The sequence below is a fragment of the Gibbsiella greigii genome (assembly GCF_039540155.1).
Taxonomy (GTDB): domain Bacteria; phylum Pseudomonadota; class Gammaproteobacteria; order Enterobacterales; family Enterobacteriaceae; genus Gibbsiella; species Gibbsiella quercinecans.
The window spans coordinates 610,275-634,882 of record NZ_BAABEM010000006.1 but is presented as its reverse complement, the minus strand read 5'-3'; the positions used below and the strand labels follow the sequence as shown (position 1 = coordinate 634,882).

Genomic DNA, 24,608 nt, shown 5'->3' with positions numbered 1-24,608 from the left:
CACGACCTCTCGATAAATCCTGACTGCTTGCTAACCGGCACGATCCGCAATCGGGGGGAACTTATCTTGTATGTGCAATGAGGAAGCAAAAGTGACACCGGCCAGGATAAAAAAGTGGAAAAAAAACGGGATCACGCGTCGGCTGCGGTGATGCGGATCCAATACCCCGTGGTGCGGGTAATGGCGATCGGCATGGTTTGCGCCAGGGCATCCAGCGTGTATGGCACATCGTCCAGCGGGAAGTTGCCGCTGACGCGCAGGCTGGCAATTGCCGGATCCAGGCGGATAACTGCCGGGCTGTAATTTCTTAGCGAATCGATCACCGAACTCAGCGACGCATCCTGCACTTCCAATCGTCCCTGGGTCCAGGCGGTTTCGGCATAAGGGGAAATGGCGACCGGCATCAGCGTGTCATGGTTGAACCATAGGCCGTGGCCGGCTTCGAGCAGCCGGTTTTCGCCGCGCAGGTTAGTCACTTTAACCACGGATTCCAATACCGCCAGATGGATGCCGCCGGATTCCTGGCGCACGTTAAAACGTGCTTCGCTTGCCAGGATGCGCCCCATCCCGGTATTCACATTAAACGGCCTGGCGTCATTCACCACGTCGGCAATAAAGCCGCCGGTGCGCAGTTCAACGTTGCGCAGGCTATCGTTGATCGCGATATTCAACGCCGTGCGCGCGTTCATATCCAGAACGCTGCCGTCGTTCAGTTCGATCCGCCGCCGTTGGGCGGTATTGGTGTGAATATCAGACAACAGGTAAGGCACCGGATATTTTTGGTTCACCACCAAGCCGCCAACCACGGCCACGGCGGCAATGCCCAGGGTGTTTTGCAAAAACTTGCGGCGGCTGGAGGGGGCGAGCAGGGTCTGGCGCACGTTTTCACTTGGCATGGTATGCGTCAGTGATTGAATTTTCCCCAGCGTGGTTTCTATTTGGGCGCAGGCGGCGTCGTGGCTAGCATCGGCATAACGCCAGCGTTCGTATTCACGGAAATCCTCATCCGTGGCTTCGCCAGAGCGTAGCAGCACCATCCATTCAATGGCTTGTTGGGCAGCAGGATCGGGGCGTTGAAATGCTCTCATTATTTTATGGGTTACTCAGTCTGGCCGGCGGTCGCCAGGTAACAGTTGGTGAGCGCTTTCGCCACGTATTTGCGCACCATGCTGGCCGAAACGTTCAACTCTTTGGCGATCTCAGCATAGGTCATACCGTCTAGCTGATTAAATAAAAACGCCTTGCGTGCATTAACAGACAAACCATCCAGCGCGCGGTCAATGGCCAGCAAGGATTCGATCACCATCTCTTGCTCTTCCGGCGAAGGATGGCAGTGCTGCGGGCTGCTTGCCAGTGCGTTGAGATAAGCCTGCTCCAGATCGCGGCGGCGCCAGGTTTCATACAATATCCGCTGAGCCAGCGTGGTGAGCATGGCGCGCGGCTCGCGGATGTTAAGCAAGTCGGGGATTGCCGCCAGGCGCACAAATGCTTCGGAGGCGATATCTTCCGCGCCGGTACCGTGGCTGATCCGCCGTCTCAACTTATCAGTGAGCCACCGGTAATCGCTACGAAAAATAAGCGTTAATGCATCTGTTCGGCTGGTAAATTCGGCAGGCATCATCTCATCCGTCTGTCTTAACTCTAAGCATAAAACCTTTTATAGGCCGCAAAAAGGATCGTTACCGCCGATCCTGGAATGGCGCCGTTCTTAGCCACGGAGGCACCGTGAGCAAAGCGGAAGGTTAATTCAAACCTGCCCAGCAATAAACGAGCCAATAATATTTATCTCTAGCTTATATCTATAGAATATAAGTATATTTTTTTCTTTACTAAGGCAACTTTTGTTATATGCGCAGCACAAGAAATGTGAGATTGCACAATAACGGATAGCCGAGTGAGCATTAAGCCATTAGTTTGCACTTGCGTGGTGCGCTATTGGCGTGATTTTCCCATCCACTGGGCAACATACTGGTAATGGAATAAGTAACGGCAACGAATATTAACGAAAAAAGACTAAATGAATTAAAGCATTAGATAGAGAAGTTCAATTTTCTGCAAAAAATACTCGCTATCCGGTGACACATTTGGCCCCCCGTTGCACATACACACTGAGAAAACTAACTGAGCCATAACAATATGGCGTCGCAAAACCTTTGCCTTTTCACCGGGAGCCGAACCAATGAGTAAAGTACTGCAGCGCGTATGGAAAAAACGTATTAGCCCAAGCCGGCTGGCGTTGGCGATCAATATAACTTTTGCCGTGGCAAACGGCGCTTTATTGCTGCCGCAGGCAGCTTACGCGGCGGCGTCAGCCGCACCAATACACTTTTCGGTGCAGGCGGGTTCCCTGGAACAAGGGCTGTTAACCATTGCGCGCCAGAGCCAGCAGACCATTTCTTTCAATCCCACGCTGGTGGCGCCTTACCAGGCTAAACCGATTGATGGCAATTTCACGCTTGAACAGGCTATCGTGCACCAGTTGCAGGGCACGCCGCTTTCGGTCACCACAACGGCTAACGGCACGCTGACCATCGATGCCGTTACCACGGCAATACCGACGTCTGCCGCATCGGATTTGCAGGCGGCAAAGGACAGCGGGCAAACGCTGCCGACCATTACCGTTGTTGGCAGCGCGGATCAAAGCGAAGACGCCACGGTGTATAACCCGTCGATGTCCAGTACCGCCACCCGCACTAATCTCTCCCTACAGGAGACGGCGCAGTCGGTGCAGGTGGTGAGCCGCAAGCTGCTTGACGATCGTCAGGCCGTCTCGGTGGAAGATGCTTTGCGCAACGCCGGCGGCGTAACGATGCAGGGCGGCAACCGTGGTATCAACTCGATAAATATTCGCGGTTTTAACGTAACAGGGGGGTCGACCGACGGCGTCTCCAACCCCAATAGCACCGTGAACGGCAGCGCGACCGGCTATTCCAGTATCGACGGTATTGAACGTGTAGAAGTGTTAAAAGGCCCGCAAGCCGTGCTGGCAGGCAACAGTTCGCCGGCTGGGTCGGTCAACGTGGTGCGTAAAGCACCAACCGCCGATCCGCTGCACACCTATAAATTTGAGGTATCGAAATATGGCGAAGTGAAAAACGCCATCGATCTGGGCGGCCCGCTGAACGACGACAAAACCTTCCTTTACCGTTTTAATGCTTCCACCATGCGGGCGGATAACAGCTTCCCCGATTTTAACGGCAAGCGCGGCGAGTATGTTGCCCCGGTTCTGGCCTGGGTTACGGATATCACCAATTTTAAAGTTGGGGCGGAGTTTAATACCGGCAGGGGGTCTGGGCCGGCGGGAACACTGTATAGCAACGGCCGTATTCAACGCTTGCCGGAATACCGCCTGGGCGATAAGGACAACCATTTTGCCTACAATTCCAAGACGGCGTATTACGAACTGAACCAGGACTTGTCCGACAACTGGTCTTTTAACAGTAAAGCCACTTATCTTGATTACACCATGAACTACCGTATTCATGAGACCTATGGGGCAAGCGCCAACGGTGCGTTAGTTACTCATGAATTGGGCAACCGGCAGGATTTGAACGCCATCAGTTTGCAAAACGATATTCGCGGCAAGTTTGATACCGGGCCGTTAACCCATAATATTCTGATCGGTTACGACTACCAACATTCGAAGACCAGCAGTTGGGATCTGTACAGCAGCCGGATTTTCACCACCGCCAATTATAACGATCCTGATAGCCTGTCATTTCCGGATATTCCGGATCCTGATTTTAAATCTTACCAGTTGACCCAGGTACAAAAAGGACTGATTTTGCAAGATCAGATCGATTTCTGGGAAAAGCTGCATCTTCAACTGTCATTTAAACGGGCGGAATGGACATCGGAAAGCACCGCCTATTACTCAGCCACCCGTTTTAACACGTCATTTTCTGATGAAACGAAATGGATACCAAGCTACGGCGTAAGTTACGATATTACGCCGGAAATAACGGTCTATGCCAACCTGCTGAACAGCTTTGCAACCTCTGGTACGGTTAATACCCGCACCGGGGAACAACTGCCGCCATCCACCGGTAAATCCAAGGAGGCTGGGCTTAAATTCAACCTGCTGGACGATAACCTGACCATTACTACTGCGGTATTCCATATCGTGCAGAAGAACGTGGTTATTACCGATATCACCGGTAATGCGGTCGGCGCGGAAGGGCGGGAAACCAAAGGCTTCGATTTTGATTTGAATGGCCAGATCTTACCGGGCTGGAATATCACCGCCAGTTATACCTTCGCTCAGCCTAAAGATGCGGATAACTCCGAGATTACGGGCTACAAATCAAGGGTTACCGCGCAGCCAAAACATTCCGGCAGCGTCTGGACTACCTATGAACTGCAGGAAGGGCGGTTCCAGGGGCTGGGGGCCGGCGTGGGTATTGAAGCCGCCAGCGATACCTGGAACGGTTCGACCAATAATTACTTCAAGATGGGCGGTTGGGCGCAAACCGATGCCTCGGTTTTTTACCGCCAGCCGAAGTACACGGTGACGCTGGGCGTGAAAAATATATTTGATCGCGATCTCTATTATTACTCAACCTCGGTGAATTATATCGGCGTTAAACCGGGCCGTACCGCGCGCTTATCTGTGACGTACTCGTTCTGATTTGTGGGAAATATGACGGAACAATCAATCGATAAAACGCTGCCCGGCGATGGCAAACGGCCGGGCATAGGGCAACTCATTAGCCCTTTTTGGGCATCGTCGGAAAAGTGGCTGGCCTTGTCGCTAATCGCCGTGGTTTTGGCGATTAACTCCAGCAGTACCTATGCCCATGTCGCCTTGAATAAGCTACATGGGCAGTTAACCGACGCGTTGGTGGCGCTTGATTGGCCGCTGATCAGCACCACCATGGTGGAAAGCCTGGCGATCGGCGTGGTCACGACGCTATTGCCGCTGATTAGCGTACTGGCGATTGATTATCTGACGCTGCGCTGGCGCACCTGGATGACTGGCCGCTATGTGGAGCGCTGGACCCAGCGCTGCGCGTATTACCAGTTGGAGCGGGATAATTTAATCAGCAATGGCGATCAGCGTATTGCGGAGGATATTAATCTTTTTACCGACGTCACGATTAACTTATCCACCAACATTATCCATGTGGTGGTAAATACCGTGACGTTCACCATTATCCTGTGGAGTCTGTCCGGCGCGTTGTCTATTCCCCTGGGAAACACGATATTGTCGATCCCAGGCTACATGGTTTTTGCCGTCTATCTCTATTCATTTCTCCATCTTGCGCTGAGCCACTGGTTAGGCAAAGTGCTGATTGGTGTCAATATGAATAAACAAACGGTGGAAGCAGATTTCCGTTTCCTGGGCATGCAAGTGCGCGAAAACGCCGAGCAAATTGCCTTTTTCGGCGGCGGTGAACGCGAGGGGCAACGGTTGCTGTCTCGCTTCGATCGGGTGCGGGCCAATACCCTGTTGATGATGCGTAAAACCTTTAAGCTGAAATTTTTCCAAAGTATGTTCGCCCAGGCGTTTTCACCGCTGCCGACCCTGCTGGCGCTGCCGTTATTGCTATCGGGGCAAATTACCCTCGGCGGCATGACCCAGATTACCCTGGCCTATGGCACGGTGCTCAATACGCTGGCCTTTTTCCCCCAGGCTTATCAATCCTTCACCAACTGGATGGCCCTGGCCAACCGGCTGCGGGATATGATGTGGGCGTTAAATAAGGCCCGCGATCAACCTGCCGGTATCCGGCTGGAAAACCGCGGTGCAATGCTTAGCTGCGCGGGGGTCACTTTGCAACGCCCGGACGGCACGGTGCTTGCGCGCCTGCCGGCGTGGCAGGCCCGCGGCGGCGAACGCTGGGTGGTGCGCGGCCGTTCGGGCAGCGGCAAGAGCACGCTGCTGCGTGCTTGTGCCGGGCTATGGCCGTATGGCGAGGGCTGTATCATCCGCCCCGCATCGGCGCATATGCTGTTTTTGCCGCAGAAAAGCTATATCCCGGTCGGCACGCTAAAAAGCGCGCTGGCGTATCCCGATGAGCCGGAAACCTTTACCGATCGGCAATACCGCCAGGCGCTGGTGGACTGTTGCCTGGCAGAGCGGGTTGATTCGCTGACCCAATTCGATCGTTGGCAGCAGGTGTTGTCCGGCGGCGAACAGCAGCGGTTGGCGATGGCGCGGGTGCTGTTACATCGCCCGGATGTGATCTTCCTTGATGAAGCGACCAGCGCGTTGGATCCGGAAACGGAAAGCCAACTCTACCAGGCACTGATCGAGCAACTTCCCAACAGCACCATTATCAGTGTGGCCCACCGCAAAGAGCTGGAGCGCTTCCACCAGCATACGCTTAACTTGACGCCCGAACAGGGCAGCTAACACCGAGACAGGATCCCCCATGTTGAATAAATCAAACGAATTAACCGACGCCAGCCTGGACAGTTTCCTGGCCGCCGCGAAATTACCGGTGCTGGTCGATCTGTGGGCGCCGTGGTGCGTGCCCTGTCGCACGATGTCGCCGATTATCGACAAGCTGGCAAAAACCAGTGCGGGCAAGCTGCTGGTGGCCAAGATCGATGTGGAAAAATACCCGGCGGTTATGGCGCGTTTTGGCGTGCGCGGTATTCCTACTCTGCTGTTGTTCAAGGGCGAGGCGCCGCCGGAGCGGCAGGTGGGCGCGCTGTCCCAGGGGCAGCTTAACGCCTGGCTGGTCGGGCACCAGGTGGATGTGAGCGCGCAACCGGCGGTGGCGCATACCGAAGCGCTGGCCTGGGCCAGTTTTTATGGCGACGAGGAGCTGCACGATTTCATCGCCCAGCGTGCCATTGGCCATGCTGCGGCGGGCGATATCAGCGTGGGGCTGGGTAGCTTCTGGATTGACGGCAAGGGTAGCGCGTCGGCCGCGATGGTTCATCAGGCCGAAAGTCATGCCTTTGAGCGCATAACCGGGTTGCCCATCGCCATTGGGCGGCTACTCGATATCTGTGGTTATCTGACGACGGAGCAGATGGCGGCGTTGTTTGCGGCGCTGAAAGTCGGCAAGGATTACCGGCTGGTGCCGCTGCGGTTTATGCATTGGTGGTTGAGTGAGGAATCGGCGCCCTGGGCCAGCTATTTGCGCGAACCGCAACTGGTGCAGTTGCTCGCGCGCTGGCAGGCATTATGCGCCGATCGGCTTGCGGGCCGTGAAACCGCACCCAGCGCCTGGGAGGCGGTAGGCGAGCAGGCGGCGTTGTTACTGCAGAGCTATCAGCGGCCGGATCATCAACTGGAACAGCTGTTCGCCACGCTGCTGCAACTGCTGTCGCCGGTGCCGGCCACCACCGAGGGCGATAAATGGGGCCATATCGCGATTAATATCCACTGGGCGCAGTTCCAGCACCTGGAGATCCTCTCAGGGTGGAGTGATGAGGATCGGGCTACGCCGGGTAAACGTATGGGCTGGTTTAGGGAACAAGAGCGCCAATCGCCAGCGGGTAAGCTGAGCCAGGATGAGATCGCAGCGCTCAGGGCGGAGTGGGCGGCGGAAAATGCGGAATTCCTCGCTAAAGAAAATGCTTTTCATCAAAGTATCCCGCAGCTTTTCCAGCCGGTGAGAGCGAGGATGCAGCAGGAACTCAACCGTTTGCTGGCTGAAGCGCCGGAGTTTTAACCATGACTGATGACCAGGAGGCCACTATGGTGAATCCCTTTGCCCACAGCCAACGGCAACTGGCGGAACTGGCCGACAGTGTGATTGCGCAGGCGATCCAGGCCGGTGCCTCTGCCGCGCAGGTGATGTTTTCCGAAAGTAACGGCCTATTGATTGAAATGCGCCAGGGCCGGCTGCGGGCGCGCACCCGTGATGCGCAGTCCGGCATGTCGCTGACGGTCTATCGCGGGCAGCATCAGGGCACCACCAGCACCACTGACTTTTCACCGGCGCGCCTGAGCGAAACCGTTCAGGCCGCCTGCCGGATTGCTGGTTATACCGGCGAGGATGCGTTTGCCGGGCTGCCGCCGGCGCAGTATCTGTGCCAGGCGCCGCGCGAACTGGATTTGTGGCACCCCTGGGCGGTGGACGAAACCGGCGTACAGACGCTGGCCCAACGTATAGAAAGCGGTATTGCGTCGGCGGGAACGGGGGTGGCCAGCGACGGCGCCTGGGTGCGTAGCGGCCAATCCCAGTGGTTCCTGATGAGCAGCGCGGGATTTGCCCAGGGCGGTCGGCAAACCAGCCACGTGATGAGCGCCAAGGCGCTGGCCAGAAAAGCGGGCCGCAGCCAACTGGATTTCTGGTATTCACAATCGCATCTTGCGCCGTCACTGATGGCGCCGGAGGCGATTGGCCAACGGGCCGGCAGCGGGGCGCTGGCCGCGCTAGACGTTGCGCCGTTGACCGGCAGCCGCCGCTGCCCGGTGCTGTTCGATGCGCGCAGCGCTCTGTCGCTGCTTGAACACTTGGTGCAGGCAGCCGGCGGCGCGGCGCTGTATCGCAAAAATAGTTTCCTGGCCGAGCGCCTTGGCCAGCGTATTTTCAGCGAACATATCAGCGTTGAGGAAAATCCGTTTATCCCGCAGGGGCTAGCCAGCCGGGCATTCGACGGCGACGGCATCAGCGGGCTGGCGCGCAAGGTGGTGGATAACGGCAGCCTGCGCGGTTTCTTCCTGTCCGCCTATGCCGCGCGCCGCCTGGGGATGGAACCCACCGGCAACGGTTCCGGGCCGGGCAACCTGATCCTGCGTAGCAGCCGCACCCAGGCCAGCGATGATTTCTCCGCCATGGTGAAAAAACTCCATACCGGCCTGCTGGTGACCAGTTTCAGCGGCGGCGGCGCACGTTTGATTAACGGGGATTACTCCCGCAGCCTGCGTGGCTTTTGGGTAGAAGAGGGCGAGATCCGCCATGCGGTCGACGGCGTAACGGTAGCGGGCAACCTGGCGGAGATATTCCTCAACATCGTTGCCATCGGTGCCGATACCCTGACCCAGGGCGCGTTGACCAGTGGTTCCGTGTTAATCGATAGCCTGCAGGTGGCGGGGCGCTAAGCCAGAGGATTTTTATCATGAGTGAATCAGTAACAACATTGCATCTGGCGCAGGCAAAACAGCAATTGCTGGAGCCGCACGGCGTCAGCGACGCCGATTTGCAGGCGGTGATGGATCAGGTGCTGGCGCACCGGGTGGACTATGCCGATCTGTTCGTTCAGAGCCTGCGCCGCGAAACCTGGGCGATGGAAAACGGCGTGGTGAAGGGCGGTTCGTTTTATGTCGATCAGGGCTTCGGCCTGCGGGCTGTGGAAGAAGACCAGACGGCATTCGCGTATTCCCAGCATATCGACCAGCAGCATCTGCTGGATGCAGCCCGTTCGGTCAAAACCATAGCCGCGCCGGGGAAACGCGCTCGGGTTGCATTGCCGGCCGAGCGTGCGCAGCGGCTGAATTTTATCGCCGACGATCCGTTGTTGGCCTGTGAGGCCGCGCAGAAAATCGGCCTGTTGGAGAAAATCAACCACATGGCGCGGGCGATTGATCCGCGGGTGGTGCAGGTAACGGCCAGCCTGGAATTGACCCATTCGGTTAACTATATTCTGCGCCATGATTTCCACCAGGCGGCGGATATCCGGCCGATGTTGGTGTTGCGCATGAGCGTGGTGGTTGAACAACAGGGCGTACGCGAGACAGCCAGTAGCGGCATCGGCGGGCGTGGCGATTTCTCACTGTTCGAGGATGAGCATGTGCTGGCTGCGTTACGCACGATCGTCCATCGGGCGTTGATCAATCTGGCGGCGATCGCCGCGCCGTCCGGCAGTATGCCGGTGGTGATTGCCGCAGGCTGGCCCGGCATGCTGTTGCATGAGGCAATGGGGCACGGTTTTGAAGGTGATTTTAACCGCTTGGGCACCTCGGTGTATTCCGGGCGCATCGGCGAACGGGTGGCGCAACCCGGCGTGAATATCGTCGACGATGGCACCGTGGCCGGTCAGCGCGGTTCATTGAACGTTGATGATGAAGGCTACCCGGCCCAGTGCACCACGCTGATCGAAGACGGTATCCTGAAAGGTTATATGCACGACAGCCTGAGCGCGCGCCTGATGAAGCTGCCGCCTACCGGTAATGGCCGCCGCCAGTCTTATGCGCATTTGCCGATGCCGCGCATGACCAATACCTTTATGCGCAACGGGCAATATGCGCCGGAGGAAATTATCGCCTCGGTGAAACGCGGGCTGTATCTGGCAGATTTGGGCAGCGGGCAGGTGGATATCGCCAGTGGCCAGTACAGCTTCCAGACCGCGTTGGCATATTTGATTGAAGACGGAAAAATCACCACGCCGGTGAAAGGCGCCACCCTGACCGGCAACGGCCCGGAAACCCTGAAGTTAATCAGCATGGTCGGCAACGATCTGGCGCTGGATCACGGTACCGCCGTGTGCGGCAAGGCTGGGCAAAGCGTGCCGGTGTGCGTGGGGCAACCGACACTGAAGGTGGACAACCTGGTGGTGGGCGGCACGCGCCAGGGCTGATCGGCTTGGGTGCCGCTTGCGGCACCCAACCGGCGAGGCCGAGAAACATCGCATCGCCATGAGCCGCTTATAGATATCGAATAACTGCGTTGATCCAGCGCAACCCGTAAGCCTTTTATTTTCTACTGCTGAATTTAATCTATCTATATGCAAATTTGCGAAATTGAAATAGCCGTTCAGCCGTTGCTTATTTTTTCCTTTCTCGTAGCATGTTGGGAATAACACAGCTATTCGGTTAATGCCCCGCCATGGCAGCCTTTATTTTTACGATAAGGTTTTGATTATTCCCCACCGGGAAAGGGCTGTTGACGCCGGTTATTTATCATTAATAAAACAGGTATACGCGTGCTTACGATAAAATCACCGAACATCTATTTGCAGCAGCCTGGCTTGGCTGGCCGCGTGGGGGAGTACATTGCGCCGCACGCCAGCACCATCGCCATCCTTACCACGCCCCATGCCTGGCAGGCGGTAAACCCGCAGTTGGAAGCCAGCCTGCAGGCGCACCGCATAAACTACCAACTGAGTTTCTTTGAAGGGGAATGTAGCGACGCTGCCATTAGCCTGCATCAGGCGCGTGTGCAGCAGTTTGGCGCCGAGCTGGTATTGGGGATTGGCGGCGGGCGGGTGCTTGATTGCGCCAAAGCGGTCGCCAATGCGCTGGATGGCGTGGCGGCGGTGACGGTTCCTACAATTGCCGCCACCTGCGCCGCCTGGTCGCCGATGAGCATTATCTACCACCCGCAGGGCGGCCAGGATCGCCGCCTGATGTTAAGCCATATGCCCCTGATGGTGTTGGTCGACAGCGAAGTAATCGCGCAGAGCAACACGCGTTATCTGAAGGCCGGCATCGTTGATGCGCTAGCCAAATGGTATGAATATGTTCTTTACCAGCAGAAAGACAGCGATAGCCTGGCGTTGAGTCTTAAAGTGCAGGCGGCGAAAATGGCGCTGGATACCTTCGAACAATACGGTGCGGCGGCGGTGCGCGATAACCAGCGCCAACAGGTGACCTCCGCATTGATCAAGGTGATTGACGCCAATATCGCGCTGGCGGGGCTGGCAAACAGCATGAGCGGTAAAGATCCGGTGCCCGGCGTGGCGCATGTGATCCACAACCGGCTGACCTATCAACCCGAAGTGCATTCGTTGCTGCATGGCGAAATAGTCGGCTTTTGCTTACTGGTGCAGTCTTTGCTGGCAAACGGCAACGGGCTGCCGGATCAAAAGCTGCTGTCTTTGCTGCGCCAGTATGATGCGCCCCTCACGCTGGCGCCATTGACGGGCGATCGTGCGGCGGCCTTTGCAACGATTGCGCGCGAGGCGAAGTTCTCCGCGGATATCGCCGCCCGTTTGCCTTTTTCGCTCACCCCGACGGCGATTGAGCAGGCGTTGCTGGCGACGGATCGCTTGTTTTAGCCAGCCCGTGGGGCTGGGGGGTATTGGGCTGCGGCGATGGCGCCAACGTTGGCCATGACGTTGGCCGGCGAACGGCGCAGCTGTAACTGCTGCGCCATAAAGTTCATATAAGGCTCCACATGCTGGAAATAGGCGCGGTAGCCGGCGCATAAAAAATTATGCGCGCCGCCCTGTTTGAAGAGGATTCGGTGTTTGGGGCAGCCGCCGTGGCAGGCAAAGCCGTAGCGGCATTGCCGGCAATCCGGCGGTAACGCCGATTTTTGCGCGCCGAAACTCGTTTGCTGCTTACCGTCCACCAGTGCCGCCAGGTTGTCGACCAGTATGTTTCCCAACCGCTGTTCCGGGTAGACAAAATGGTCGCAGCTGTAGATATCCCCATTTTGTTCGATCACCAGGGCCCGGCCGCAGTTGGGTTGCATCACACACAGGCCGGGAACTGCCCCCATCCATGCGGCCAGGGTACAGTCGAATAGCTGCACGAATTTTTCCCCGACATCGTGCCGCACCCATTCGTCGAACACCGCGATCAGAAACTCCCCGTAGGCTTCACCGCTCACCGACCAAGGGGTGATGCTATTCTGCCCCAGGGCCTGTGGATGGATTAACTCGCCCGACGGCGGCCTTTTGCGTTGGTCGTCACGCTCCACGATGGGAATAAACTGCAGGAAGTCGGCGCCCAGTTCCCGCGTCAGAAAATGGTATATTTCCCGCGGCGCTTTGGCGGTTTCATTATTGACCGCTGCCAGCAGGTTAAACGTCACCCGGTGGTGTTGCAGCCGTTTTACCGCACCGATCACCTGTTGAAACACGGACTTTCCGGCTCGGCTTTTGCGATATTTATCATGCAAGGCCTGCGGCCCATCAACTGATACCCCAACCAGAAACTGATTTTCTGCCAAAAAGGCTGCCCAGGAATCATCAAGCAGCACCCCATTGGTTTGCAGGGTATTGCGGATGGTTTTACCGTTGGCGTATTGGCGCTGGTAAGCCAGTGCGCGGTGGTAAAAATCCAGCCCGGCTAATGTGGGTTCGCCCCCTTGCCAGGCAAACATCACTTCCGCAGTCGGTGAACAGGCGATATTTTGCTGGATGTAGGCGCGCAGTACATTCTCTTCCATATGGCGGAAAGGCTGACCCGCAGGCAGGCAGCCCATGCCTTTATCGAGATAAAAACAGTAATCACAGGCCAAATTGCACTGATAGCTGGTGGGTTTGGCCATTAGGTGAAAGGGATGCGTCATGCCTGGAACTCCTTACCTCGTGGGTGAACTGGCGCGCAGATTGCGGCTAACGTTCACTTATGTGCCTGGCATAGGCAACGCAGCGAAAGCCGATGTGGCTGGTGGCGGTATCCAGCGTTTGCCCCTGCCGTGCTGCCGGCCGGTAGCGCAGACAGTAATTCGGTGCGCACAAATGCGAGCCGCCTTTCACCACCCTACGGCTATCGGCAGCAAGGCCGTTGGAGGGAAGGCAACAGCGCTTTTCCCCAATGGCTGCCGATCGAGGGGCAAAAAGCGAACGGGTCCATTCCCAGACGTTGCCGGTGACGTCATATAGCCCATAACCATTGGTGGGAAAGGATTTCACCGGCGAGGTTCCCTCAAAGCCGTCTTGCGCCAGGTTTTCCCAGGGGAATTGCCCCTGCCAGGTGTTGGCCATCATGGCGCCGCCGGGGGCGAATTCATCCCCCCAAGCGTACGCGGCGCCCTCAAGCCCGCCGCGGGCGGCATATTCCCACTCTTCTTCCGTTGGCAGCGCCTTTCCTGCCCAGGCTGCGTAAGCGCTGGCGTCGCCATAGGTGAGTTGTACCACCGGGTGCTGTTCCCGTCCCTGAATGCTACTCTCTGGCCCCTGTGGGTGGCGCCAGTTCGCACCGGGTACATAGGCCCACCAGGCCCGGTAGTCCTGTAAACTCACCGGGCCGGCCGGTGGTGTAAAAACCAGCGAGCCCGGCACCAGTAACGCGGGGGATGCCTGCGGGTACAGGGCGGCATCGGGCGCTTGTTCCATGTCCGTGATGTAGCCGGTCTCGTTGGTGAATAGTGCGAACTGTGCGTTGGTAACCGGGCAGGGATCGATCCAAAATCCGGCCACCTGCACGCGCCGAACAGGGCGTTCTTCCGGATAAAACTGTTCCGATCCCATCAGAAATTCGCCTGATGGGATCCATACCATACCTTCGCGGCGGCCAATTGCGGTGTGCTCGGGGGCGGCATGACAGGCCTTTGCTAAGGATGCCGGGGGGATTGCCCCGGCCGGTTTATAGATTTTCATGGCGGCTACTCGGCCGGCGTTTTGCGCGGCACGAAATCGAGCGGTGCGCCGGGTGGGATCACCGTTTCCTGTTTCACACTCTCTTCGAAATCATGCACCACCCGATGGGCATGTTGCATCACCCACCACCGCACATAGCGCTGATTAACGGCTTCGCGCTCTTTGGGATCTTCCTGTAAATGGGTAATTCGGGCGAAACCCAGCGGCAGTTCAGGATCGTGGAAATGCTGCTGCCGTTTGAAGTTGATTTTGAAATCTTTCCATTTAACAGCATGCAACTCATCGTTCAACCACACCATGCAGGACTCCCGATTGGAAACCGGCTGTTCCCCCAGGAAAAACGCCCGTTGATCGATCCCGTCGATCAGCCGATCCTTCGGTGGTTCACTGCCGGCAAAACCCAACAGAGTGGTAAACATATCGGTGACGTGAATCATTTCATTGCTCTCGGTGCCCGGCTGGATATGCCCTGGCCAGCGCATCAACAGCGGGGTGCGGATCCCGCCTTCCGCTGAACTGAAATAAGAGCCATCAAAGAAACCGCCGGTGCCGCGGCCAGCCAGATGATCTTCCGCACCGTTATCTCCGCACATCACCACAATGGTATTGTCGGCAATACCCAGCTCATCCAACTGATCCAGCAATACGCCGAAATCATGATCCAACATCAGCAGGCAGTCGCCCCAGTCGCCGTTGGTGCTTTTGCCCACGAACTCGTCCCGCGGCAGCATCGGGAAATGCATGAGCGAGTGGTTGAAGTAAAGGAAGAATGGCTTATTTGCCGCCACGCTGCGCTGCATAAAGTCGATGCCGCGCTTTTGGTATTCCAGATCGCAGTCCTTCTTCATTTGCAGGGTTAACTGCTGATCTAAAATGGGGTGACAGCCTTCGCCCTTACGGCCTTCGTGCATGTAGGAATAGCCGTCACGTTCCGGCACGTAATGGGGATCTTCCAACCACATGCATTCATCATAGGTGCGCAGTGGGCCATACCATTCATCAAAGCCATGATCGGTCGGCCAACGGCCATCTTCAGCGCCGATATGCCATTTTCCCTGGCAACTCGAGACATAGCCTTCGTCTGCCAGGATTTCAGCGATGGTTTTCTCCCAGGACACCAGACCGCCGGCATTGCCACCGAGCGCAATGGTATGGTTGCCGGAGCGGATAGGGTAGCGGCCGGTCATCAGTGCCGAACGGGTGGGGGTGCACTGCGGCTCAACCACGTAATGGGTCAGTTTCAGCCCTTGCCTGGCGAAATCGTCCATCCTTTTGGTATCTGCGCCGCGCAGGATCCCCCCGCCGTAACAGCCCAGTTCTCCCATCCCGAGGTTGTCCACGTGAAAAAATAAAATGTTGGGCTTGCGTACCGTCATGTTCAGCTCCTGTCTGGTGATTTAATAATGAAACGTGGTTAAAACTCGTCGGTGTATGGCTTGGCACCCTACGGACTGCCTTCAGATAATTCGGCTCCCATGGCGGCCAACGATTCCTCGCGAATCAGCCCTTTCAATTCCCTGACCAGCGCGTTGAACACGGGGCTATCGGTCATTTGCGCCGTGCGCGGCCGGGAGAGCGGAATGGTGATTTCGGCTTTTATGCGCCCGGGCCGGGCAGTCATGACATAAATACGATCGGAGAGGAAAATGGCTTCTTCGATATCGTGGGTGATAAACAGCACCGATAGCCTGAATTTCTGCCAGATCGCGGTGAGCACTTCCTGCATCACGCTGCGGGTTTGGGTGTCCAGGGCGCCGAAGGGTTCATCCATCAGCACCACCTGGGGATTGGTGGCGAGCGCCCGGACAATGCCGATGCGCTGTTTCATACCGCCTGATAGCTGATCGGGATAGTGGTTTTCAAATGCCAACATGCCGGCCAGGCTCAGCAAGGTACGCGCTGTGGTCGCGCGCTGGGCCGCCGGCATGCTGGCCATGCGCAAACCGAACTCCACGTTTTTCCTTACCGTCAGCCAAGGGAACAACGAGTATTGTTGGAACACCATGCCCCGTTCCGGCCCCGGTTTGGTGATGGCCGCGCCGTCCAGCGTGACCTGGCCGCGGCTGGGTTGGGTAAACCCCGCGACGATATTCAACAGCGTTGATTTACCGCAGCCAGAAGGGCCAATCAACGACACAAATTCACCGGGTTGCACGGTGAGAGACACATCGCCGATTGCCGTGGTACGGGCCTCTGCCTCACCGAAAACCACCCCGATGTTGCGGCATTCCACCCGGCCTTTATGGCTAACGTTCATGGTTTTCTCCCGTGAATGTCGATGTGCCAGGGTAAAACAAAGTGGGCAATGGCCCTGATGGCGCCGCTGCATATCAACCCCAGCAGACCGATGGTGATCATGCCCAACACAATTGAGGGATAGTTCACTAATGAATAAGATTCCCAGGTGAAATAACCCACGCCGTATTGCCCGGAGATCATCTCCGCCGCAATCAGAGAGACCCAGGCGACGCCCATTCCCACTTCCAGCCCGGTGAACACGCTGGGCATACTGCCCGGCAGCACCACATGCCATAGCAGTTGCCACTCGCTGGTGCCCAGGCTGCGCCCGGCACGGATAAACACCTCGTCCAGCATGTGCACGCCGTGGATGGTGTTTATCAGAATCGGGTAAAACGCACCGACAAAGGTGATGAAAATGATGCTGGATTCGCTGGTGGGCCAGAGCATGATAGAGATCGGCACCCAGGCAATGGCGGGGATGGGCCGCAATACCTCAATGGCCGGCATCCCCAGCCGGTAGACCCAAACGGATCTGCCGATAAGGACGCCAAGCGTGATCCCGGCCAGCGCGGCGATAGCAAAGCCCGTCAGAATGCGTTGCAGGCTTTTGGCGATATGAACGTAAAACGTCTCCGATTTGGCCACCTCGGCTGCCTGTTGCCAGACGGCGTAGGGCGTGGGGATATTGCTGAACCGAATGTAAAATTCAAACTTATACGCGGTGGCCAGGTACCACAAAATAAACAGCCCGCCCAGCGAAATGCAGGAGAAAAGCCACGGTTTCCCCTGTTTGCGCAGTAGGTGATAAACCGGCATCAGCCATTGTTTCTTGCCGGCTACGGGGTTCGCCAACGGGCGTTTTTCATTCTCGAGCATGGTCATTTTCCGGTTTAACCCCCGCTGGCCGCGGTGGTATGGCTCTCGGGAATCAACGGCAATACATCCTGATAGGCCACAACCTGGCCATTATTTTTGGCCGCATAATCTTGTGCGTCGCCCCTTAACAGGAAGGGCACGATGCCCAATGGGCCTGTGCTGTCGTGGTTAACAGCATAATAGGCCGCATTGGCAAACACTTTAATGCCAAGGGCATGATCGACCAGATAAACCGTATCAATGTCTTTCTTTTCGGCCTGATAGGTTTTTACGCCAAGCAATGTGCAGTAGGGGGAAGAAAATGAAACAATATCGCCGTTTTGAATCCAGATCTGCCCAGCCTGTTTAGGGCTATCAATCTGTTTTTGGCAAATAGGATCGCTGCCTGTTACCTGGTAATTATCCAGGCTGGCAAGTTGGCTACCATAATTGAGGCCCGTTTCCCGGTAGGCTTGCTTTATATAGCGATCGTTTACCCAGCCATCAATATTCAGGGTTTTTACCTTATTGATTTTTTTCAGGACGGTATAATCACTTTTTAGCGCGCTGATCCACTGCGGCTTAATGGTTGGATCCAGCGTGTGTATGCCGCCTGGGCCAAGGAAGATATAAACCACTTCTTTATCGGTTTTGGTCCATTGCGCTATTTTCTCCGCCGCCTGCTGGGGGTTATCCCGCAACCAGGCGTTAGCCGCCAGTATGGCTTTAAGGTAAGCCACGACCACTTCAGGGTATTTTTCACCAAAGTCTTTGCGAATGACCACGCCGTGGAAGGTGGGGTGGCGGGTCTGCGCGCCGTCAAAAATTTTTCTGGCAATACCTCTAAACGGCAGCAGTTCGGTAAAAGGGACAAAATCGGCATGGGCATCAATGCGCTTCTCTTGCAGGCTGGTGCTGCCCACCTCTGGCGACTGCGAGATCAAATGCCAATAATTCTCCGGCAGCCCACGCGCCTGCAATGCTTGCAATAACATGCCGTGCGCCGCAGAGCCAAAGGGAACGGAGACCGTTTTTCCCTTGAGATCTTCCAGGCTATGGTAGGGCGAATCCTTTGGCACTACGACCCCATTGCCGCTACCGAATTCATTGTAGGCAATGATCGACACCAGTTGAGTATGATTCCCGGTTTCTTCCCCAGTGGCTCCGTTAACTAACAGGGGATAATCGCCCATCATGCCAATCTGGATTTTATCAGCGATCATGCCATTGGTAATCGGTGGCCCCGAGGTGAAGTTTTGCCAGTTTATGGTGTATTGGATGTCTTTATATTTTCCTGTTTTCGGCAAATATTTATCCAGTAAACCGAGTTGTTGAATGACAATGCCGGCCGTAACGGTATTGGTTGTGGTATTTTGTATGCCAATTCCGATATCCAGTGTGGTTTGTGCTTTCAAGGGTTCGGCTATGAGCAGCATGCCTGTGACGAATAGCCATGGCAGCGCCTGCAGTTTTCGGGTTTGAAGTTTTGCTGTGTGCATAAAGTATTCATTCCTCATGGTGGTGGGCAAATTTGGAATATGTCTTCAATGCTTGAAAGTAATTTCTTTAATTTATCGTTGTTGTGGTATTAGGCTTTGGGTGCTCTGTCTACGCGGAACTTAAACTTAAAGGCATCGCCGCGATAATATAAATGCTCAAATTCAATCGGCGTATTATCAGTGCGATATACCGTCCGTTCGATAAATGAGATCGGGGAACCTTCCGCAATGCATAATTGTTCGGCAAGTATTTCATCTGTCAGGCCTGAACTGATCTGCAAATCAGCATGGCCAAGCGGGATCTGAAAATCATTCTCCAGAATGGCAAATATATCGCGGCTGACCAGATTCGCCTTGGCCAGGCGGGCGCCCAAGCTGGTTGAAAGATAAGTCACATCGACGGAAATTGGCTCGCGATTAAGAAAGCGCAGGCGGCGCAGCTCGGTCACCTTGGCTTTTCCCGTTAACTGTAGTTTTTCTTGTACCTGGAAAGGGGCGACAATATTGCGCATGGAAAGCACCTTGGAGTGGCTTTCATAGCCCATTTGGCGCATGGCAATGCCAAAGCCTTGCAGGCTGCTGCCCAGATCCTGAAATGCCCGCGGTTTGGAAACGAAGGTGCCTTTACCATGGACGCGAAAAATCAGGCCTTCGCTCTGCAGATCGCTTAGCGCCTGGCGCACGGTGATACGGCTGACGCCAAAGGCGGATATCATCTCACTTTCCGACGGCATTTTTTGATTCGGTTGATAGACGCCTTCCAGGATCCGGGTCCTGAGGATGTTTTTTATCTGCTCATACAGTGGGCTGGGCGTGTCCAGATGCACCGAGAGCGGTTCATCCACAGTTTCAGAAATAACCACCAGGCTTGGCTTTTGATGCTTCATATTGCTCATTTTTGCACCACTTGATATAACATGTGATGATGAGAGGGTACAAACAGTCATGCATAAGATGAAATAAGAATATCTGCTATCTATTGCCGGAAATTGCATGTTTTTTGTTCATCAACATGCCGCGGTGGCCAAGGTAACCGAAAATCAATAGGCTACCGGCGAAGCGGGGCCCTCTGCCGCTGGCATTGTTCAGGCGCCGCAATTGTGCGGCGCACGATAGCCATTATCTGAATGAGCTTTTCCATTATTGGCATTTCTCGGACGTTTGAACGGGGCTACTATCTGCCCAAGGCCATTGTCGCGAGAACTTGCCATGAAACATTACCGGTGCTGTAGCGAGTCCGAATTTGATCTGAGTAATTTCTATTGGGCAAATCATGGAGTCTGCTATGAGCAATATTACCGCCTTGCCGATACTCGATCTGTCACAGCTTGATGGCGGGCGTGAAGCGCGAGCGAACTTTCTGGCAAAGCTAAACCGGGCCGCGCGCGATGTCGGTTTTTTCTATTTGGTTCATCATGGTGTCAGCCGCGAATTGCAACAGCGTGTGCAGCAGTTGGCGCAAGCTTTTTTTGCCCTGCCGGATGAAGAAAAACGGCGTGTCGCTATGATTCATTCTCCCCATTTTCGTGGTTATAACCGGGCCGGCGCCGAATTGACGCGTAGCCAGCCGGACTGGCGTGAGCAGTTCGACATCGGTGCGGAACGCCCGGCGTTGCCGCCGTTGGCCGGCGCCCCCAGTTGGCGGCGTTTACAAGGGCCAAACCTTTGGCCGGCGGCGCTGCCTGAACTGAAGACGGTACTTTTGCAATGGCAGCAAGCGATGACGCGCATGTCGTTGCGTCTGCTGCGGGCATTTGCTGAAGCATTGGAGCTGCCGGTCAACGCCTTTGATGTGTTGTACGGTGAAAAGCCCAATGAGCATATCAAGCTGATCCGTTATCCCGGCCAGCAAAATAACGGTAGCCAGCAAGGTGTAGGGGCGCATAAAGATTCCGGCTTTTTAAGCTTCTTATTGCAGGACAATCAGCAGGGATTGCAGGTGGAGGTCGCTCCGGGTGATTGGATCGAGGCATTGCCGTTGGCGGAGTCGTTTGTCGTTAATATTGGCGAGCTGTTGGAATTGGCGACCAATGGCTACCTGCGTGCGACCATGCACCGCGTGGTTTCGCCACCGGCAGGGCGCGAACGGCTATCGATTGCCTTCTTTCTTGGCGCGCAACTGGATGCCGTGGTGCCCATCTATCAATTGCCCGCCCACCTTGCCGCGCAGGGGCCGACCAGCGATCCGCAAAACCCGTTGCTGCGCGATGTGGGCTGGAATTATCTCAAGGGGCGGTTACGCTCCCACCCCGATGTCGCTGCGCGCCACTACGGCGATGTGTTGCAAGCCAAAGCCACGACGGCTATTCAAGAATAAACCATCTTTTCATTAGCCGGCATGCCGCCTGCGTTGGGGCCAGGCTGCCGCCGCCATCAGTAAAACCAGCGTTTCTGCCCTAAGCAGCCGAAACGCCGTATGCCGATTAATTATTGCCGTTGCAAATTCTAATACAATCCTCACTTTTCAAAAAAGAAATAAGTATATTTTTATGCGTGAGTGAATACGCAACATTAAAGCGTATCCATGGGCTTCTCATATGCTGCGGATGAAAAAGATAGCCGGGAGCAAAGATTAATCCGTCTTTTTTGGCGCGTTCGGCTAATGTCTGCGCATCCATTTTTGAGCCTCTGGGCTTTGCATAGATATAAAAGCCATTTTTAGGTTGAATAAATAACTCCCAACCTAATTCTTGCAAAAAACGGCCCACTTCAGCTTGCGCCAATGTCAGTTTTGCGCGTAATTTCTCCAACGACTTATGATAGTGGCCCTCTTTCAGTAGGCTCAATACGATTCGTTCAACAAATTCGGAGGAGGTCAGGCCACTCATCATTTTGTACTGTGTCAGCCGGTTGATTGTTGGCACATCGGCGACAACATAACCGACGCGCAGGCTGGGCGACAGCGTTTTTGAGTAACTGCTGATATGTATCACGCGCTCAAGCCCGCCGAGTGAGGCCAGTGTGACGCTATTTGGTGGCATGAGATCGCCGGATACATGGTCTTCGACGATTTTTATGCCCTGTTGTTCGGCGATCATCAAAACCTGATAAGCGACGTTAAGGCTCATACAGGTGCCGGTGGGGTTATGCAACCAGGGGTTGGTAAAATAAAGTTTTGGCCGGTGTTTTTTTATCAGCTTTTCCATCACTGAAATATCGGGCCCCTGATCTGTCCAGGGTATTCCAATAGCGCGTACGCCTTTCATCAGCAATGACGTCAGGAAGTTACAGTATCCTGGCTCATCAACCAGCACGGTGTCCCCGCTTTCTAAAAAAGCCGCGGAAATGATATCCAATGCGCGGCTTGCTCCCTGCGTCAGCAGGATATTATCCGGCGCGGCATAAAGTGAGCGATCGGATAAATAGCCACTTAAATATTCTCTTAGTGGGGAAAACCCTTGGGGTTCGCCATAACCATTGGCAGAGATATTTTGCCGGGCGACGGCACGTAATGCCCGCGATAAATCATTATTGGGATACCAGTCTGACGGTAACCAACCGCAACCAAAATGGCTATAGCTGGTATGTGAATAATATACGTTTGTTAATAACCAATAGTCATCAATAGGGAGATCGACGGCTTTTGGATTTTTCTGTTGGTCATTGACATAATTCATTGGCTTGTCAATAACGAAAAAACCCGAGCCAGGAATCGATTTTATCAGGCCCTCGGCAATTAATTGGTCGTAAACAATGACAACCGTTGAAGCGCTGACCTGACACATTTGCGCACAGCGCCGGATGGAAGGCAGTTTTCCACCGGGAGGAAAATGTTTGGAACGTATCGCGAGCTGAAAGGCCTGCATAAGCTGTTCTACGAGCGTAACGGAAGACTGCTTATCAATAGATAACGTTAAAAAATTGTTCATGATTAACCTGTGTTATCAGCTGCAAAAGGCGAGTTACAATGATAAAAGCGTTGTCTTGGCGCTGCTGGTATCTTCGTTCAATGTGATACAAATCCCAAATTTTTAAAAAAATCCTAATACCAGTATACAGACAGGTGTAATCGGCTAACCCGGTAATAATTGTTTTTGTGATGAAGATCACTATCATAATTTTTTCATTTAATGCTGTTTATTTGTTTTTTGTGATCCTGAATCGGAATGAATAAATAACCAACAGACTTAACCTTATGAATGTAATGGCTTATTGCATTGACGGAAACTGTATGGGTAAAAATTACAATACTGTTTATCTGATTATTTTTGGAATTGTACGTATACATAAAGCGTTTACTGTTTAAGATGCCAATTAAAGGTGCGGTTGTAGTAAGTAAAAAAATTAACACCGTCTAATGGTGGCCGCTTTACCTGACAGTTTTTTTAATCGCAGATTTATAAAAATAAATAGTGTTTTTTAATCCGATTCTGGAGTTAAATTATGACTGATATCACAGAACAGATAAAATTAAAGAAAACCGGGTTTATCCGTTATCTTGTCGTGTTTATGTTATTCATCGTGACTGCGGTTAACTATGGCGATCGTGCGGTACTTTCTATTGCCGGTGTGCCAATGTCTGAAGAACTTGGCATCAGTTCGGTCAGCCTGGGGTATATTTTTTCAGCTTTTGCCTGGGCTTACGTCCTGGGGCAAATCCCAGGGGGGCGGTTGCTTGATAGGTTCGGCTCGCGGCGGGTTTACTTCTGGAGTATTTTTCTTTGGTCGTTGTTTACGATGCTGCAAGCCGGCGTCTTTCTGCTTCATGGGGTAACGCTATTCGGCACCGTTTCCCTTGCGGTGGCCGTGTTGTTCCTGCTGCGCTTTATCGTCGGGTTGGCCGAGTGCCCGGCATTCCCCGGTAACAGCCGCGTGGTATCGGCATGGTTCCCGTTAAAAGAGCGGGGAACCGCCTCGGCCGTTTTCAATTCGGCCCAATATTTCGCCACGGCGATTTTTGCGCCGATAATGGGGTGGTTTACCCACAACTATGGCTGGCACAGCGCCTTCATCTTTATGGGGCTTATCGGCATTATCATCAGTTTCATTTGGTTAAGGATCATCTACCCACCTTCCCAGCACCCCTGGGTATCAAAAGATGAACTGGCGTATATAGAACAAGGCGGTGCTTTAGTTAATCTCGATGCATCGTTGGGGAAAACAGAACCACAGGCCGCCGCTTTCGTTCAAAAAGAAACGGAGCAAAAAATCACGGTTAATATGCTGTTGTCACAGCGCCTGTTGGTCGGGGTTTATTTAGGGCAATATTGTATTTCGACGCTGACCTGGTTCTTTATTTCCTGGTTCCCGGTCTATCTCATCAAAGAGCGGCATATGACGATATTGGGCGCAGGTTTTGCTGCATCACTGCCGGCGCTGTGCGGTTTTGCCGGTGGGATCCTGGGCGGGATTGTGTCTGATTTTATGATAAAGAAAGGGTGTTCACTCTCATTGGCACGTAAGACGCCCATTATCTTAGGCATGCTGTGTTCGATGTCGATGCTGGTCTGTAACTATGTCGATTCAGTCAGCTTGGCTATATTCTTTATGTCGCTTGCTTTCTTTGGCAAAGGGTTTGGCGCACTGGGTTGGGCGGTGGTGGCGGATACCTCACCAAAAGAAGCGATCGGGCTAAGCGGTGGTTTGTTTAATACAATTGGCAATATCGCCGGGATTGTTACACCGATCATTATCGGCTATATCGTTGCCGCTACCGGTTCTTTCCATGGTGCGTTGATGTATGTGTCGTTCTTTGCTGCATTGACTATCTTCTGTTATGTCTTCCTGGTCGGCGAAATTAAACGCGTCGAATTTTCTTAAAAAAATATAGCGGTAATGATGTGATCGTTAGGTTATTCAAGAGCAAATCGTGATTCAAATAAATAATACGGTTTGATGTAA

The 24,608-nt window shown here is 54.4% G+C and carries 18 protein-coding genes; 8 read left to right on the top strand and 10 right to left on the bottom strand.

The window, feature by feature from the left end; translation table 11 throughout:
- Positions 1-131 precede the first annotated feature (131 nt).
- Both AC559G_RS06120 and AC559G_RS06115 read right to left on the bottom strand, forming a co-directional pair.
- Positions 132-1,088, bottom strand: coding sequence for a FecR family protein (locus AC559G_RS06120; RefSeq protein ID WP_498911882.1), 957 nt, complete (start codon positions 1,086-1,088; stop codon positions 132-134).
- A gap of 11 nt (positions 1,089-1,099) precedes the next feature.
- Positions 1,100-1,618, bottom strand: a complete 519-nt coding sequence (locus AC559G_RS06115) for a sigma-70 family RNA polymerase sigma factor (protein WP_498911959.1) — start codon at positions 1,616-1,618, stop codon at positions 1,100-1,102.
- 561 nt (positions 1,619-2,179) lie between these two features.
- Here AC559G_RS06115 and AC559G_RS06110 point away from each other — a divergent pair.
- The 6 genes from AC559G_RS06110 (at position 2,180) to AC559G_RS06085 (ending at position 11,898) form a co-directional block, all read left to right on the top strand.
- Entirely contained in the window at positions 2,180-4,627 is a 2,448-nt protein-coding gene (locus AC559G_RS06110; RefSeq protein WP_498911881.1) for a TonB-dependent siderophore receptor, read from the top strand.
- 12 nt (positions 4,628-4,639) lie between these two features.
- Positions 4,640-6,355: an ABC transporter ATP-binding protein/permease gene (locus AC559G_RS06105; RefSeq protein ID WP_498911880.1), complete on the top strand. Its 1,716-nt coding sequence runs from the start codon at positions 4,640-4,642 to the stop codon at positions 6,353-6,355.
- Between the two features lie 19 nt (positions 6,356-6,374).
- Positions 6,375-7,628: a thioredoxin family protein gene (locus tag AC559G_RS06100; protein ID WP_498911879.1), complete on the top strand. Its 1,254-nt coding sequence runs from the start codon at positions 6,375-6,377 to the stop codon at positions 7,626-7,628.
- Positions 7,629-7,654: 26 nt separating this feature from the next.
- On the top strand, positions 7,655-9,004 hold the full coding sequence (locus AC559G_RS06095; protein WP_498911878.1) for a TldD/PmbA family protein: 1,350 nt from the start codon (positions 7,655-7,657) through the stop codon (positions 9,002-9,004).
- 17 nt (positions 9,005-9,021) lie between these two features.
- On the top strand, positions 9,022-10,479 hold the full coding sequence (gene tldD, locus AC559G_RS06090; protein ID WP_498911877.1) for a metalloprotease PmbA/TldD family protein: 1,458 nt from the start codon (positions 9,022-9,024) through the stop codon (positions 10,477-10,479).
- A 345-nt stretch (positions 10,480-10,824) separates the two neighbouring features.
- The gene (locus AC559G_RS06085) at positions 10,825-11,898 is read left to right on the top strand and encodes an iron-containing alcohol dehydrogenase family protein (protein ID WP_498911876.1); all 1,074 of its coding nucleotides are present in this window, start codon (positions 10,825-10,827) and stop codon (positions 11,896-11,898) included.
- Here AC559G_RS06085 and AC559G_RS06080 read toward each other — a convergent pair.
- The 7 genes from AC559G_RS06080 to AC559G_RS06050 all read right to left on the bottom strand — a co-directional run bounded on the left by AC559G_RS06080 (position 11,895) and on the right by AC559G_RS06050 (position 19,762).
- Positions 11,895-13,139 carry an anaerobic sulfatase maturase gene (locus AC559G_RS06080; protein ID WP_498911875.1) on the bottom strand — a complete coding sequence of 415 codons (1,245 nt, stop codon included), beginning with the start codon at positions 13,137-13,139 and terminating at the stop codon, positions 11,895-11,897. The genes AC559G_RS06085 and AC559G_RS06080 overlap by 4 nt on opposite strands.
- Positions 13,140-13,185: 46 nt before the next feature.
- Entirely contained in the window at positions 13,186-14,172 is a 987-nt protein-coding gene (locus tag AC559G_RS06075; protein ID WP_498911874.1) for a formylglycine-generating enzyme family protein, read from the bottom strand.
- A 5-nt stretch (positions 14,173-14,177) separates the two neighbouring features.
- Entirely contained in the window at positions 14,178-15,548 is a 1,371-nt protein-coding gene (locus AC559G_RS06070; RefSeq protein ID WP_498911873.1) for an arylsulfatase, read from the bottom strand.
- A 68-nt stretch (positions 15,549-15,616) separates the two neighbouring features.
- Positions 15,617-16,429 carry an ABC transporter ATP-binding protein gene (locus AC559G_RS06065; protein WP_498911872.1) on the bottom strand — a complete coding sequence of 271 codons (813 nt, stop codon included), beginning with the start codon at positions 16,427-16,429 and terminating at the stop codon, positions 15,617-15,619.
- Positions 16,426-17,289 (bottom strand): ABC transporter permease, encoded by an 864-nt coding sequence (locus tag AC559G_RS06060; RefSeq protein ID WP_498911871.1) that lies wholly within the window; start codon positions 17,287-17,289, stop codon positions 16,426-16,428. Before AC559G_RS06060 ends, AC559G_RS06065 begins: the two co-directional genes overlap by 4 nt.
- Before the next feature lie 14 nt (positions 17,290-17,303).
- Positions 17,304-18,767 carry an ABC transporter substrate-binding protein gene (locus tag AC559G_RS06055; protein ID WP_498911870.1) on the bottom strand — a complete coding sequence of 488 codons (1,464 nt, stop codon included), beginning with the start codon at positions 18,765-18,767 and terminating at the stop codon, positions 17,304-17,306.
- 89 nt (positions 18,768-18,856) lie between these two features.
- Positions 18,857-19,762: a GntR family transcriptional regulator gene (locus tag AC559G_RS06050; RefSeq protein WP_498911869.1), complete on the bottom strand. Its 906-nt coding sequence runs from the start codon at positions 19,760-19,762 to the stop codon at positions 18,857-18,859.
- Between the two features lie 290 nt (positions 19,763-20,052).
- Here AC559G_RS06050 and AC559G_RS06045 point away from each other — a divergent pair, with 290 nt between their 5' ends.
- Entirely contained in the window at positions 20,053-21,084 is a 1,032-nt protein-coding gene (locus AC559G_RS06045; protein ID WP_498911868.1) for an isopenicillin N synthase family dioxygenase, read from the top strand.
- Positions 21,085-21,190: 106 nt separating this feature from the next.
- On the opposite strand, the gene AC559G_RS06040 is transcribed toward AC559G_RS06045, so the two are convergent.
- The gene (locus AC559G_RS06040) at positions 21,191-22,636 is read right to left on the bottom strand and encodes an aminotransferase-like domain-containing protein (RefSeq protein ID WP_498911867.1); all 1,446 of its coding nucleotides are present in this window, start codon (positions 22,634-22,636) and stop codon (positions 21,191-21,193) included.
- Positions 22,637-23,150: 514 nt separating this feature from the next.
- On the opposite strand from AC559G_RS06040, the gene AC559G_RS06035 reads away from it, so the two are divergent.
- Complete coding sequence (locus AC559G_RS06035) at positions 23,151-24,527, top strand: MFS transporter (protein WP_498911866.1); 1,377 nt, start codon at positions 23,151-23,153, stop codon at positions 24,525-24,527.
- Positions 24,528-24,608 lie beyond the last annotated feature (81 nt).